This is a genomic window from Streptomyces sp. SID486 (genome assembly GCF_009865385.1).
In the GTDB taxonomy this organism is placed as follows: Bacteria; Actinomycetota; Actinomycetes; order Streptomycetales; family Streptomycetaceae; genus Streptomyces.
Genome location: NZ_WWJT01000279.1, coordinates 1 through 13,818, shown reverse-complemented (window position 1 = coordinate 13,818; position 13,818 = coordinate 1). Strand labels below are relative to the sequence as shown.

The following is a 13,818-nucleotide window of genomic DNA, read 5'->3' as shown; positions in this document are numbered from 1 at the left end:
TGGCGCGCGGGGTGCCGGCGGGCGCGCCCGGGGTGCCGGTGGACGTGCCCGGGGTGCCTGCCGGGGTGGTGGCCGGGGCCGCGCTCGGGGTGGCGGCCGGTGCGGGGCCGCCCCGGGTGGGCGCGGGCGCTCCCGAGTCCGGCGGCGGTGTGCCGGTGGCGGTCGGACCAGGGCTCCTGCCGCCCATGACGGCAGGAGCCGAGGGCGGTGCCGCGGTGGTGGCCGAGGTGTCCGCCGAACGGCCCGTGGCCGCCGCGGCCGGGTGGCGCCAGGGTTCGGCCTCCGCCGTGCCGGGGGCGCCGACACCGGACTCCGGGGTGATGCGGACCAGGCTGAGCACGCCCGCGGCCAGGGCGAGACCGCCGGCGGCGAACAGCACCCTGCGGGGCCGGGGCCTGCGGTGCCGCCCGCGCGGTACGCCCGGTGCCCTCCCCGGCCCGTGTCCCGGCGCCGTGCCGGGGTGTGCAGGTATCGGTGTCATCGCTTCCCTCCCCGCCGCGCGCCCGGGGCGCGCCATGGCGGAGCGCACGCTATGCGCTCCCGTGGGCGGTGTGCGGGGAGACGGCCGGGTTGTCACTCGAACGGGCGTAGCCCCCCGGGCTTTCCCGGCGCCGGGTGCGGCTGCGATGATCGGGCCGACAGTGAGTTAACCCGCGTTAACCGGAGGGTGCCATGGGCGAGGAGCGGTTCGGGGAGTTCGTACTGGTGCGGCGGCACGGGCACGTCGCGGAGCTGGTGCTGGACCGGCCCAAGGCGATGAACGCCGTGTCCACGGAGATGGCCCGCTCCCTCGCGGGCGCGTGCGCGGCCCTGGCCGGTGACCGGGAGGCCCGGGTGGTCGTCCTGACCTCGTCGCATGACCGGGCGTTCTGTGTGGGCGCGGACCTGAAGGAGCGGAACTCCTTCTCCGACGCCGACCTGGTACGGCAGCGGCCGGTGGCGCGGGCGGCGTACACCGGGGTGCTGGAGCTGCCGATGCCGACGGTCGCGGCGGTGCACGGCTTCGCGCTGGGCGGCGGCTTCGAGCTGGCGCTGTCCTGCGATCTGATCGTGGCCGACCGTACGGCGGTGGTGGGGCTGCCGGAGGTGTCCGTGGGCGTGATCCCGGGCGGCGGCGGTACACAGCTGCTGCCCCGGCGGGTCGGCGCGGCGCGGGCGGCCGAGCTGATCTTCTCGGCCCGGCGCGTCGAGGCGGCGGAGGCGGCCGGGCTGGGGCTCGTGGACCTGCTGGTGGAGGAGGGCCGGGACCGTGAGGAGGCGCTGGCCCTGGGGGCGCGCATCGCCGCGAACTCGCCGGTGGGGCTGCGCGCGGCGAAGCGGGCGCTGCGATTGGGGCACGGCCTCGATCTGCGGGCCGGTCTGGAGGTCGAGGACGCGGCCTGGCGCTCGGTGGCGTTCTCCGGCGACCGGGCGGAGGGAGTGGCGGCGTTCAACGAGAAGCGGACGCCGCAGTGGCCCGGGGAGTGAAGAGGGGCGAGGAGTGGCGGCGGGCTCGGCGCCTCGTCCCGGTGAAGGCCCCATAGCCGGATGTTCCACCTGATCGCCGCACCAACCTCCCGAAACGCCGTAATCCTCCCTAACCTGGAGTAATGGGTGAGGACGAGCGGCTGGCCGCGGTCGTGGCGCTGGCGCAGGGCATGGCGGCGGCGCACACCCCGCGGGAGTGCTGGCGGGCCGCCGCCCTCGGCGCCTGCCATGCGCTGGACGGCCGTTTCGCCGCGCTGTCGGTGTGGGAGCGGGGGCTCGGCCGGCTGCGCGTCCTGGTGAACGTGGGGGACCGCGCCCCGGACGAGGAGGAGTTCCCGGAGGCCGAGGCGTACCCGGTGCACCAGTTCCCGGAGATCACCGAGTTCCTGCACGAGCGGTGGGCCGGTGGCGGAGGCCCCAACGCCTGGGTGGAGACCGCCGAGGGCGAGGCCGCCGGCACCCCCGGCTACTTCCACCAGCGGGTCGCCGCCCTGCGCCGCCGGGGCCGCGGCTGCTGCGTCGTCGCCCCCGTCGTGCTGCACGGCCGCGCCTGGGGCGAGCTGTACGTGGCGCGCCCGGCCGGCCGGCCCCCGTTCGCGCGGGCCGACGCCGACTTCGCCACCGTGCTCGCCGCCGTCGTCGCCGCGGGCATCGCGCAGACCGAGCGGCTGGAGGAGGCCCGCCGGCTGGCGTTCACCGACGCCCTCACCGGACTGGCCAACCGCCGGGCCGTGGACGTGCGCCTGGAGGAGGCCGTCGAGCGGCACCGCGCGGAAGGGGTCGTCGTCAGTCTGGTCGTCTGCGACCTCAACGGGCTCAAACGGGTCAACGACACCCTCGGGCACTCCGTCGGCGACCGGCTCCTCGAACGCTTCGGTTCGGTGCTGTCCCTGTGCGGCGCGATGGTGCCGGGAGCGCTGGCCGCGCGGCTCGGCGGGGACGAGTTCTGTCTGCTCGCGGTCGGGCAGCCCGCCGGCGACGTGGTGAAGGCGGCGGACGAACTGTGCCGCAGGGCGGGGGAGCTGGAGCTGGGGGAGGGGGTCGCGTGCGGGGTCGCCTCGACCGAGGAGCCGATCGGCGAGGTGCGGGACGCCCGCCGACTGTTCCGGCTCGCGGACGCCGCCCAGTACCGGGCCAAGGCCATGCGGCTGGACCGGCCGGTGGTGGCCGGCCGGGAGGGGCCGGACGACCCCGTCGTACGGTTGGCGAACGAGCCGCCGCCCTCGCGCGCCGAACGGCGCCGGTTCCGGGGGCGCCGGCCATGAGGCGAAGGCCACACCGCTGGGTAAGGGGCACCCCCGGTCTCCACTAGTGACAGTGCCGCATTCAATGCGTACGCTCCTGAATATGGATATGCACTCTGTGGTGGTGGGGACGTCCGGTGTCACGGCGGCCGACGTTCTCGCCGTGGCGCGCGGCGGCGCCCGCGTCGAGCTGTCGGAACAGGCGGTGGCGGCCCTCGCGGCGGCCCGGGAGATCGTGGACGCGCTGGCCGCCAAGCCCGACCCGGTCTACGGCGTCTCCACCGGCTTCGGCGCCCTGGCGACCCGGCACATCAGCCAGGAGCTGCGTGCCCAGCTGCAGCGCAACATCGTCCGCTCGCACGCCGCCGGCATGGGCCCGCGGGTGGAGCGCGAGGTCGTCCGGGCCCTGATGTTCCTGCGGCTCAAGACCGTCTGTTCGGGACACACCGGCGTGCGGCCCGAGGTCGCCCGGACCATGGCCGACGTGCTCAACGCCGGGATCACCCCGGTCGTGCACGAGTACGGCTCCCTCGGCTGTTCCGGCGACCTGGCCCCGCTGTCCCACTGCGCCCTGACCCTCATGGGCGAGGGGGACGCGGAGGGGCCCGACGGGGTCGTCCGGCCCGCCGGCGAACTGCTCGCCGAGCACGGGATCCAGCCGGTCGAACTGCGCGAGAAGGAGGGCCTCGCCCTTCTCAACGGCACCGACGGCATGCTCGGCATGCTGGTCATGGCCCTCGCCGACCTCGACACCCTGTACAAGTCCGCCGACATCACCGCCGCCCTCAGCCTGGAGGCGCTGCTCGGCACCGACAAGGTCCTCGCGCCCGAACTGCACGCCATCCGGCCGCACCCGGGCCAGGGCGCCAGCGCCGCCAACATGCTCGCCGTACTTGAGGGTTCGGAACTCACCGGGCACCACCAGGACGACGCCCCGCGCGTCCAGGACGCCTACTCCGTGCGCTGCGCCCCGCAGGTCGCCGGCGCGGGACGCGACACGGTCGCGCACGCCCGCCTGGTCGCCGAGCGGGAGCTGGCCTCCGCCGTCGACAACCCGGTCGTGCTGCCCGACGGACGCGTGGAGTCCAACGGCAACTTCCACGGCGCTCCCGTGGCCTACGTCCTGGACTTCCTCGCCATCGCCGCCGCCGACCTCGGCTCCATCGCCGAGCGCCGCACCGACCGGCTGCTGGACAAGAACCGCAGCCACGGGCTGCCGCCGTTCCTCGCCGACGACGCCGGTGTGGACTCCGGCCTGATGATCGCGCAGTACACGCAGGCCGCCCTGGTCAGCGAGCTGAAGCGGCTGGCCGTACCGGCGTCGGCGGACTCCATCCCGTCCTCCGCCATGCAGGAGGACCACGTCTCCATGGGCTGGTCCGCCGCGCGCAAGCTGCGCACCGCCGTGGACAACCTCACCCGGGTCATCGCCATCGAGCTGTACGCCGCCACGCGCGCCGTCGAACTGCGCGAGGGCCTCACCCCGGCGCCCGCCTCACGGGCCGTGATCCAGGCGGCGCGCGCCGCCGGTGTGCGCGGCCCGGGCCCGGACCGGTTCCTGGCACCCGACCTCGCCGCCGCCGACGCCTTCGTGCGCGGCGGAGAACTGGTGGCCGCCGCCGAGTCGGTGACGGGACCACTGGCGTAACCCCGGCCGTCCGGCGGGCGCGTGCACGACGGAGGCCTGCCGGAGCGTGGCACGACGGAAGCCTCTCGGAGCGATGCTCCGGGAGGCTTCCGCGCGGTGAGTCCCCTGCCCCCTGCCCCCTGTCCGGCTGTCCGGCTGTCCGGGGGGAGGGTCACTTCAGCTTGGCCGACTGGGCCTCGACGACCTCGGGCGACACCGCGTAGGACTTGCCGGACATCATCGCGCCGAAGTTCACGGTCTGGTACGACGCCAGGGTGTTCCCGTGCCGGACGACCACGGCGTAGACGGGCGCGGTCTTCCCGCCGTCCATGTCGGTGACCGCCGTGACCGCCACCGACTCGTCCCCGGCGCCCGCGGCCCCGCCTCCGGTGAGCCGGGTGAACTTCATCGCGGTTCCCGCCTGCTTGCCGACGAAGCCGCCCGCGCAGCCCTTCACCGCGTCGGCGAACGCCTTCAGCGCCTTCGCCGCGCCGTCACCCTCGTACGAGGACAGGTCGACCGTGGTGATGTCCCGCGTCATGGCCTTGTTCACCGACGCCTCGAATCCGCCTTCGCCGCGGTCCCCCTGGGGCGTCGGCCGGGCGCCGCCCGTCTTCCGCGGTTCCTGCGTGGCCATGCGGTCGGTCCGTGCCGCCCCGGGGACCGGCGCGAACCCGGACATGACCCGGGCGACCGGTTCGCACTTCGCGTCGTCGGCCTTGATCAGCTGGGCACGGCCGGCCGGCACGGCCCCGACCTTGTATCCGGGGACCTCGCCGTCGGTGATGACCCGCTTGCGCAGTTCGGCGGCGCTCAGCGCCTTCGTGGCCGGCCTGCCCGCGCCCTCGGCCGGGGTGCCCGCGGAGTCCTTCGATCCGTCGCCGCCGCAGCCCGTGACGAGGGCGAGCGACAGTGCGCCCACTGCCGTGGTGGCGCACAGCCGCACACCCGATGATCTCTTCATGGCGGAACTATGAGCGGGCTGTCAAAGTTCCGTCAAGGGCAATTAAAATCCCAGGCGTTCGCGGCGCATGGAGTACATGACGAACCCGGCGCCGACCGCCAGGAAGAGGCTGCCGCCGACGACGTACGGAGTGGTGTCGGGGCTGCCCGTGTCGGCCAGTTCGGTGTCCTCGGCCGACCGGTCCGCGGCCCCGGCGGTCCCGGCGGCCCCGGTGTCCGCCGCCGTCACCGCCCTGGCCTGCGTGACCTGGGTGACGTGGGTGACCTGTGTGGCCCGGGTGTCCTGTGCGGCCGAGGCGGGCGCGGACATGGCCGCCGTCTCTCTCGCCGGGGTCTCCTGCGAGGCGTTCGCGGACGGGACGAACCACAGCGCGCAGAGCAGGGTGCCCGCGGCGGTGGCGGTCAGCAGCGGGCGGCGAGCGGATGACACGGAATATCGATCCCCTTGTGACGCTGGCGAATTGGCCGTGTGGGGCGATGTTAGTGAAAGGCGCGGGTCACAGGAAAGTCACGAGAGGTTTCGGTCGTACGCTCCCGCCATGAGCACAGAAGAGACATCACGCTTTGTACGGCTTCGGGTGGAGCTGGTGCTGGAGGTGCAGGACGAGGACGAGGTGACCAAGGCCGCGCTGAGCCGGCTCACCGCCGACCCGGATCTGCCGGCGGAGGAGCGGTCGCAGGCCGAGGGGGCTGTGACGGAAGACACCGCGGAGGCCCTGGCCTATCTCGTCGATCCGTTCGACCTGGTCAGCGAGGTGCCCGGAGTGGAGCTCCAGCAGGCGTCCTGGTCCAGCGAGCGGATCGACTGCGACCCGGATTCGCCCGACTGGGATCTGGACGAGGATGATGAGGAGGACGACGAAGAGGAAGAGGACGGCATCGGCTGAGCGTCCCGGGGCACTCTTGACCCCGGACGGCGACCGCCGTCCGGGGTTTCGTCGTCCCAGGGGGGCGCACGGACGAGACCCCCGCACCATGCGACCCCGCACCACGCGCGACCCCCGCACCACGGGCACGCGGGCATCACACGCGGAACCGGTTTTCCGTGAACGTGGGATGCCCCACAGGCGCAAGGGGTGGGGAACGGGACGAACCGGCCGTAGCGTTGAAGATTCGTGGCGGGGGACTCTCGGGGTAAACGCGACTCGGCAACGATGGAGAAGCTTGTGATGACGGACAGTAAGCGGCGCAGGCGTCTGATGACTGCGTCCGCCCTGCTCGGCGGTGTGCTGGTGCTCACGGGGTGTTCCGGCGGCGAAGAGGCCTCCGCGAGCGGCGGCAGCGGTGACTCCTCGCAGGCCCGCACCGACGAGGCGGCGGCCCAGAAGTCGTCGGAGGCGCAGATCACGATCTCGCCCAAGGACGGCTCCGCCAACGCCTCGATCAACAACTCCGCCGCCGTCACGGTGAGCAAGGGCACGCTCACGGGCGTCACCATGACCACCCAGGACGGCAAGGCCGTCGCCGGTCAGGTGTCCGCCGACAGGAAGAGCTGGAAGCCCACCACCCAGCTGGAGCGCTCGACCACCTACAAGGTCGCCGCCGAGGCCAAGGACTCCGAGGGCCGCATAGCCCACGAGAACGCCTCCTTCACCACGGTCTCCCCGGCCAACAGCTTCATCGGCACCTTCACCCCGGACGACGGCTCCACGGTCGGCGTCGGCATGCCGGTCTCGATCAACTTCGACAAGGCGATCGCCGACAAGGCCGCCGTGCAGAAGGGCATCACGGTCAGCTCCAGCAGCGGCCAGGAGGTCGCCTGCCACTGGTTCAGCGCCAACCGCATGGACTGCCGTCCGCAGGAGTACTGGAAGGAAGGCTCCACCGTCACGCTGAAGCTGGCGCTGGACGGCGTCGAGGGCGCGAACGGCGTCTACGGCGTCCAGCAGAAGACGGTCACCTTCCACATCGGCCGCAACCAGGTCTCGTACGTCGACGCGAAGACCAAGCAGATGAAGATCACGCAGGACGGCAAGGTCGTCAAGACCATCCCGATCTCCGCCGGGTCCCCCGACCACAAGACGTACGAGGGGCAGATGGTGATCTCGGAGAAGTTCAAGCAGACCCGCATGAACGGCGCGACGGTCGGCTTCACCGACGACGACGGCAAGGGCGAGTACGACATCAAGGACGTGCCGCACGCCATGCGGCTGACGGGCTCCGGCACCTTCATCCACGGCAACTACTGGGGCGCCCCGTCCGTCTTCGGCGGCGCCAACACCAGCCACGGCTGTGTCGGCCTGCAGGACAAGAAGGGCGCCGGCGACCCCGGCATGCCGGCCGCGTGGTTCTTCGACCACTCGTTGATCGGCGACGTCGTGGTCGTCCAGCACACCGGCGACAAGACCGTCTCGCCGGACAACGGCCTCAACGGCTGGAACATGGACTGGGCGCAGTGGAAGGCCGGTTCGGCCGCCTGACGCGCCCCCTCGACATCCGCTCCGGTGCCGCCCCTTCCCGAGGGGCGGCACCGGCGTTTTCCGGGGGCGGCACCGGCGTTTTCCGGGGGCGGCACCGGCGTTTTCCGGGGGCGGCACCGGCGTTTTCCCGGGGGTGGCGCGGGTTCCGGCGGCTTCCAGCGGGGCGGCGGAAGCGGTCAGCCGCAGGAGAACGGCGAGACGGCCCTCGTACCGCTCGAACGCCTGTGGAAGGCGCACGGGCTGGCCTTCATGGTGGTCACGCACGACTCCGCGCCGGCGAGGAAGGCTCCCCGGCCGGCCGGCCTGCGCAAGGGCCGCATCACGGTGAAGGAGAACGCGTAACGGTTTTCGGCCGCGTTTTCCCGTCCCTCCCCGATCCCTTGAGCCCTGTGATCACCCCCCGGCATACTTCGTGACCCGGGGGGCGGCGTGCATCTGTGCGAATCCATCCCCCGCCGGGTGAAGGGGCAATTCACCCGGTACTCCGTCTCCAGGGGGAGAACTTGCGCAGACAAGTGAAGAGAGCAGCTGCGGCCGGCGTGGCCACCGCCGCAGCGGTCGCCCTCGCGGCGGGCATGACCAGCCCGGCGTCGGCGAAACCGGCATCCGCCCCGGCGGGTGCCGCCGCACGCACCGCCCAGCACCAGGTCACCCTGATCACCGGCGACCGCGTCGCCCTCGACGCCAAGGGCCGCATCGTCGGCCTCCAGCGGGCCGAGGGACGCGAGCACATACCCTTCCAGGTCCGCAAGGCCGCCGGGCACACGCTGGTCGTCCCCGCCGACGCGGCCCGCCTGGTCGCCTCCGGCACCCTGGACCAGCGCCTGTTCGACGTCACCGAGCTGAACAAGTCCGCCACCCGCAAGGCCCAGCGGAACGGCCTGAAGGTCATCGTCGGCTACCGCGGCAGCGCCACGGCGGCCAGGTCCGGCGTCCGGGACGCCGGCACCCTGCGCCGCAGCCTGAAGGCGCTCAACGCGGACGCCGTGCAGACCCCGGTCCAGGACACCGCCGACCTGTGGGCCGCCGTCACCGACGGCGTGCGGTCCGCGTCCGGGATCGCGCACGTCTGGCTCGACGGCGTCCGCAGGGCCAGCCTCGACACGTCCGTGCCGCAGATCGGCGCCCCCACCGCCTGGAAGGCCGGCTACACCGGCAAGGGCGTGAAGGTCGCCGTCCTGGACACCGGCGTGGACACCAGCCACCCGGACCTCAAGGACCAGGTGCTCGAGTCCAAGAACTTCACCCCCGCCGCCGACGCCGAGGACCACTTCGGGCACGGCACCCACGTCGCCTCCATCGTGGCGGGCACGGGCGCCCGATCGGGCGGCAAGTACAAGGGTGTGGCGCCGGACGCCGAACTCCTCAACGGCAAGGTCCTGGACGACGAAGGCTCCGGTGACGACTCCGGCATCCTCGCCGGCATGGAGTGGGCCGTGGCGCAGGGCGCCGACGTCGTCAACCTGAGCCTCGGCGGCTCCGACACCCCCGGCATCGACCCGCTGGAGGCCGAGGTCGACAAGCTCTCCGCCGAGAAGGGCGTCCTGTTCGCCATCGCCGCGGGCAACGACGGCCCCCGGTCGGTCGGTTCGCCCGGCAGCGCCGACGCCGCGCTCACCGTCGGCGCCGTCGACAAGAAGGACAGGCTCGCCCACTTCTCCTCCACCGGCCCGCGCGTCGGCGACGGCGCCATCAAGCCGGACGTCACCGCACCGGGCGTGGACATCACCGCCGCCGCGGCCAAGGGCAGCGTCATCGACCAGGAGGTCGGCGAGAAGCCGGAGGGCTACCTCACCCTCTCCGGCACCTCGATGGCCACCCCGCACGTCGCGGGGGCCGCGGCCATCCTGAAGCAGGAGCACCCCGACTGGGGCTACGCCGAGCTGAAGGGCGCCCTGACCGGCTCCGCGAAGGGCGGCAAGTACACCCCGTTCGAGCAGGGCGCCGGCCGGATCGCCGTCGACAAGGCCATCAAGCAGTCGATCGTCGCCGATCCGGTGTCGGTGAGCTTCGGTGTGCAGCAGTGGCCGCACACCGACGACAAGCCGGCCACCGAGCAGCTGACGTACCGCAACCTCGGCGACAAGGACGTCACGCTCTCCCTGACCAGCACCGCCACCGACCCCAAGGGCGCGGCGGCCCCGGCCGGCTTCTTCAAGCTCGGCGCGACGAAGGTGACGGTCCCGGCGCACGGCAGGGCCGCGGTCGGCCTCACCGCCGACACCAGGCTGGGCGGCACGGTCGACGGCGCCTACTCCGCCTACGTGACGGCGACGGGCGGCGGCCAGACGGTCCGCACGGCCGCGGCGGTGCAGCGGGAGGTGGAGTCGTACGACGTCACGCTGAAGTTCATCGGCCGTGACGGCAAGCCGGCCCCCTACTACGGCGCCGAGCTCTCCGGCGTGGCGGGCCTGGCGGGCGGCGTGTCACTGAACCCCTACGACAAGTCGGGCACGGTGAAGGCGCGCGCACCCAAGGGCACCTACATCCTCAACACGGCGATCTACGGGGACCCGGAGGACGCCACCAAGGGCATCGACTGGATCGCCCAGCCCAGGCTGGTCGTCGGCAAGAAGCAGACGATCACCATCGACGCGCGCAAGGCCAGGCCGGTCGACGTCACCGTCCCCGCCTCGGGCCTGAAGTCCCAGTTCGCCTCGCCCGGCTTCGACGTCACGGTCGGCGACGGCCAGTACGGCTACGGCTGGTTCCTGGACTCGTACAAGAACTTCCGCACCGCCCACCTGGGCCCGCAGCCCCCCGCAGGCACGCTGCGGCAGCAGTGGGACCAGCACTGGACCAAGGGCGCGAGCGAGCAGTACGACGTCACCGCGGGCGGCTCGGTCAAGCGGCTCGCCACCGGCTACACCAGGCACTACAAGGCGGCGGACCTCGCCACGGTGAAGGTCCGCATGGGCGCGGCGGCGCACGGCAAGAAGGGCACCCTCAACGCGGTGGGCTGGCTGCCCGACAGCTCCGGCGCCTCCTCCATCGGCATCCCGCAGACCCTGCCCGGCACCCGCACCCTGCACCTGTCCGCCAGGGGCGGCGTGCAGTGGCAGCTGGAGTTCAGCCAGGACGGCGGGGTGGACCAGGACGGCTTCCCGGTCACCGACGCCGGCTACGGACTCGGCCAGTTCACCTTCACGGCCGGCCGGACCTACACCCGGACCGTCAACACCGCGGTCTTCGGCCCGCACGTCGGCGCCGGCTTCGGCCTCTTCCGCACCGGCGACGAGATCTACGGTTCGCTGCCGCTCTTCGCCGACTCCGCCCGCGACGCCGGGTACTCCGACATCACCTCGGCGACCACCACCCTGTACCGCAACGGCACCAAGGTCGGCTCCAACGACGACCCGCTGTTCGGCGACAAGACCTTCAAGGTCCCGGCCGGTGACGCGGCGTACAGGCTGACCACCTCGGTCAGGCGGTCCCCGAAGGTGTCCGAGGCGTCCACCCGGATCGACGCGGCCTGGACGTTCCGCTCCAGGAAGCAGTCGACCGACGTCGCCCAGCTGCCGGCCTCCGGCCTGCACCTCGGCGCCACGACCGGCCTGGACAGCCGGGTCGCGGCCGGCCGGAAGGTCACCTTCCCGGTCACCGTGGAAGGGTCGGCCGCCGGCCGCAACCTGAAGTCCCTCGCCGTCTACGTCTCCTACGACGGCCGGAACTTCACCAAGGTCGCCGTCCGGGGCGGCAAGATCACCGTGAAGAACCCGGCGCGGAACAAGGCCGTCTCGTTCCGCGCCAAGATCACCGACAGGCAGGGCAACACGTCGCTGATCACGATCTACAACGCCTACTTCGGCAAGTAGACCGCAGCGCTCCCGGACGAGGGGCGCACCGGGGGCCCGCCCCCGGTGCGCCCCTCGTCCCGTCTCACCGCGTCGCGGCGCGCGTCGCGTCCGTGCCCCAGCTGGCCAGCAGCCGCAGGGACTCGGCGGAGGCGGAGCCCGGCTCGGCGTGATAGGTGACCAGGGACCGGTCCGAACCGTCCGTCAGCCGGAAGCTCTCGAAGTGCAGGGCGAGATCACCCACCAGGGGATGCCGCAGCCGCTTGACGCCATGGCTCTTCTCCTTGACGTCGTGCGTGGCCCACAGCCGCCGGAACTCCTCGCTCTTGACCGAGAGTTCCCCCACCAGCGCCGACAGGCGGGCGTCGTCCGGATCGCAGCCCGCGTCCATGCGCAGGGCGCACACGATGTCGATCGCCTTCTGCTCCCAGTCGACGAACAGCTCCCGGTAGTCCGGGCGGAGGAACACCAGCCGGGCCCAGTTCCGCTCGACGGCCGGCAGCTCCGCCCAGTCACCGAAGAGGGCCGCCGCCGTGCCGTTCCAGGCCAGGATCTCCGCCCGTCGGCCCACGACGTACGCCGGTACGCCCTCCAGGGTCGCCAGCAGCTGCCGCAGTGCCGGCCGCACCTGCTGCTGCGGTGCCACCGGCTTCTTCTTGTGCGCCTTCGGCTTGGCCAGGTGGGTGAGGTGCGCGTGCTCGGCGTCCGTGAGCCGCAGGGCCCGGGCGATGGAGTCCAGCACCTCCGCCGACACGTTGCGGCCGTTGCCCTGTTCGAGGCGGGTGTAGTACGCCACCGAGACCCCGGCCAGCTGCGCCAGCTCCTCGCGGCGCAGCCCCGGCACCCGGCGGTGCCGGCCGAAGGCGGTCAGTCCCACGTCCTCGGGCTGCAGCCGCGCCCGCCGGCTCCGCAGGAACTCGCTCAGCTCCGCCCGCCGGTCCAGAGGCCGCCCGGTGGCGGCCGCCACACCCGCCTGCTCGTCCCTGCTGTCCATGCGTCCAGTATTCCCGGTCGTACGCCCAGGAGCCTGTCCTCGCTGGTGGTAGGCACAGCGGTCGTACGCAAACCCGTGGGGTGGGTGGTGCACACGGATCGATGCACCCTGGACAGGTGCCCGCCGGAAGACAGCCGGGCACGAGGACTTCCGCTAGGAGAACCCCGGCATGACCACTGTTGCTGCTTACGCCGCGCCCGCACCCAAGGCCCCGCTGGAGCGCACCACCATCGAGCGGCGCGCGGTCGGCGCGTCCGACGTCCTGATCGACATAGAGTTCGCCGGTATCTGCCACTCCGACATCCACCAGGCCCAGGACGGCTGGCGCCCCGGCATCTTCCCCATGGTCCCGGGCCACGAGATCGCGGGCGTCGTCTCCGAGGTCGGCTCCGGCGTGACGAAGTTCGCCGTCGGTGACCGGGTGGGCGTCGGCTGCATGGTCGACTCCTGCCGCGAGTGCGACAACTGCAAGGCCGGCCTGGAGCAGTACTGCACCCAGGGCGGCCCGACCTGGACCTACAACGACACCGGCAAGGACGGCGAGCCCACCTACGGCGGCTACTCCGAGAAGGTCGTCGTCGACGAGAACTACGTCGTCCGCATCCCGGAGGGGCTGTCGCTGGACGTCGCCGCGCCGCTGCTGTGCGCCGGCATCACCACGTACTCGCCCCTGAAGCACTGGAACGCCGGCCCCGGCAAGAAGGTCGCCGTCGTCGGCCTGGGCGGTCTCGGTCACATGGGAGTCAAGATCGCGCACGCGATGGGCGCCGAGGTCACCGTCCTGTCCCAGTCCCTGCGCAAGAAGGACGACGGCCTGCGGCTGGGCGCCGACCACTACTACGCCACCAGCGACCCGGAGACCTTCGAGGAGCTGGCCGGCACGTTCGACATCATCCTGAACACCGTCTCGGCGCCGCTCGACTTCTCCGCCTACCTCGGCATGCTGCGCACGGACGGCACCATGGTGAACGTCGGCCTGCCCGAGGAGCCGGTGCAGATCGCGCTCCAGTCGCTGTTCGGCCACCGCCGCAGCGTGAGCAGCTCCGGCATCGGCGGTATCGCCGAGACCCAGGAGATGCTGGACTTCTGCGCCGAGCACGGGCTGGGCGCGGAGATCGAGGTGATCCGTGCCGACCAGATCAACGAGGCGTACGAGCGGGTGCAGGCCAGCGACGTCCGCTACCGCTTCGTGATCGACACGGCGACGATCTGACCTGCGGCCGGGCCGGCACGCGGCCGTCCGCCCCGGGCAGCGTCCCGGCCGCGGCGGCCGCCGCGGCAGCCCGGCGCGTTTCCCCGCCCCCTGGCG

10 protein-coding genes and 2 pseudogenes are annotated in these 13,818 nt (G+C 72.6%); 8 read left to right on the top strand and 4 right to left on the bottom strand.

The genetic code is table 11. The annotated features are described in order from the left end of the window. Positions 1-481, bottom strand: a pseudogene (locus GT045_RS13650) (hypothetical protein); the annotation flags it as partial. A gap of 191 nt (positions 482-672) precedes the next feature. On the opposite strand from GT045_RS13650, the gene GT045_RS13645 reads away from it, so the two are divergent. From GT045_RS13645 to hutH, 3 genes are all read left to right on the top strand, one after another. After that, positions 673-1,467, top strand: a complete 795-nt coding sequence (locus GT045_RS13645) for an enoyl-CoA hydratase-related protein (RefSeq protein ID WP_161292388.1) — start codon at positions 673-675, stop codon at positions 1,465-1,467. Positions 1,468-1,589: 122 nt separating this feature from the next. Further along, positions 1,590-2,732, top strand: coding sequence for a GGDEF domain-containing protein (locus GT045_RS13640; RefSeq protein WP_161292385.1), 1,143 nt, complete (start codon positions 1,590-1,592; stop codon positions 2,730-2,732). 88 nt (positions 2,733-2,820) lie between these two features. Further along, positions 2,821-4,359, top strand: coding sequence for a histidine ammonia-lyase (gene hutH / locus GT045_RS13635; RefSeq protein WP_161292394.1), 1,539 nt, complete (start codon positions 2,821-2,823; stop codon positions 4,357-4,359). 151 nt (positions 4,360-4,510) lie between these two features. Here the strand turns inward: hutH and GT045_RS13630 are convergent, their stop codons facing one another. Then, entirely contained in the window at positions 4,511-5,302 is a 792-nt protein-coding gene (locus GT045_RS13630; RefSeq protein WP_202527974.1) for a hypothetical protein, read from the bottom strand. Positions 5,303-5,344: 42 nt separating this feature from the next. Continuing rightward, a complete protein-coding gene (locus GT045_RS13625; RefSeq protein WP_161334319.1) occupies positions 5,345-5,731 on the bottom strand; it encodes an LAETG motif-containing sortase-dependent surface protein in 387 nt (128 codons plus the stop codon). A gap of 109 nt (positions 5,732-5,840) precedes the next feature. Between GT045_RS13625 and GT045_RS13620 the strand changes: the two genes are divergently transcribed. The 4 genes and pseudogenes from GT045_RS13620 (at position 5,841) to GT045_RS13605 (ending at position 11,536) form a co-directional block, all read left to right on the top strand. After that, the gene (locus GT045_RS13620; RefSeq protein ID WP_161334318.1) at positions 5,841-6,188 is read left to right on the top strand and encodes a hypothetical protein; all 348 of its coding nucleotides are present in this window, start codon (positions 5,841-5,843) and stop codon (positions 6,186-6,188) included. Positions 6,189-6,470: 282 nt separating this feature from the next. Continuing rightward, positions 6,471-7,721 carry an Ig-like domain-containing protein gene (locus tag GT045_RS13615; RefSeq protein WP_202527972.1) on the top strand — a complete coding sequence of 417 codons (1,251 nt, stop codon included), beginning with the start codon at positions 6,471-6,473 and terminating at the stop codon, positions 7,719-7,721. A 213-nt stretch (positions 7,722-7,934) separates the two neighbouring features. Continuing rightward, positions 7,935-8,063: pseudogene (locus tag GT045_RS13610) on the top strand (ABC transporter ATP-binding protein); the annotation flags it as partial. Between the two features lie 173 nt (positions 8,064-8,236). After that, complete coding sequence (locus GT045_RS13605) at positions 8,237-11,536, top strand: S8 family serine peptidase (RefSeq protein WP_345942640.1); 3,300 nt, start codon at positions 8,237-8,239, stop codon at positions 11,534-11,536. A 64-nt stretch (positions 11,537-11,600) separates the two neighbouring features. Here GT045_RS13605 and GT045_RS13600 read toward each other — a convergent pair whose 3' ends face one another. Then, positions 11,601-12,509: a helix-turn-helix transcriptional regulator gene (locus GT045_RS13600; RefSeq protein WP_161292377.1), complete on the bottom strand. Its 909-nt coding sequence runs from the start codon at positions 12,507-12,509 to the stop codon at positions 11,601-11,603. A 169-nt stretch (positions 12,510-12,678) separates the two neighbouring features. Between GT045_RS13600 and GT045_RS13595 the strand changes: the two genes are divergently transcribed. Then, positions 12,679-13,722: an NAD(P)-dependent alcohol dehydrogenase gene (locus GT045_RS13595; protein ID WP_161334316.1), complete on the top strand. Its 1,044-nt coding sequence runs from the start codon at positions 12,679-12,681 to the stop codon at positions 13,720-13,722. Positions 13,723-13,818 lie beyond the last annotated feature (96 nt).

What these genes read in the sequence shown, in the direction of transcription:
- GT045_RS13645 (WP_161292388.1), top strand. Translation starts at nt 673, where the DNA reads ATGGGCGAGGAGCGGTTCGGGGAGTTCGTACTGGTGCGGCGGCACGGG.
- GT045_RS13640 (WP_161292385.1), top strand. Translation starts at nt 1,590, where the DNA reads ATGGGTGAGGACGAGCGGCTGGCCGCGGTCGTGGCGCTGGCGCAGGGC.
- hutH (WP_161292394.1), top strand. Translation starts at nt 2,821, where the DNA reads ATGCACTCTGTGGTGGTGGGGACGTCCGGTGTCACGGCGGCCGACGTT.
- GT045_RS13630 (WP_202527974.1), bottom strand. Translation starts at nt 5,302, where the DNA reads ATGAAGAGATCATCGGGTGTGCGGCTGTGCGCCACCACGGCAGTGGGC.
- GT045_RS13620 (WP_161334318.1), top strand. Translation starts at nt 5,841, where the DNA reads ATGAGCACAGAAGAGACATCACGCTTTGTACGGCTTCGGGTGGAGCTG.
- GT045_RS13615 (WP_202527972.1), top strand. Translation starts at nt 6,471, where the DNA reads ATGACGGACAGTAAGCGGCGCAGGCGTCTGATGACTGCGTCCGCCCTG.
- GT045_RS13600 (WP_161292377.1), bottom strand. Translation starts at nt 12,509, where the DNA reads ATGGACAGCAGGGACGAGCAGGCGGGTGTGGCGGCCGCCACCGGGCGG.
- GT045_RS13595 (WP_161334316.1), top strand. Translation starts at nt 12,679, where the DNA reads ATGACCACTGTTGCTGCTTACGCCGCGCCCGCACCCAAGGCCCCGCTG.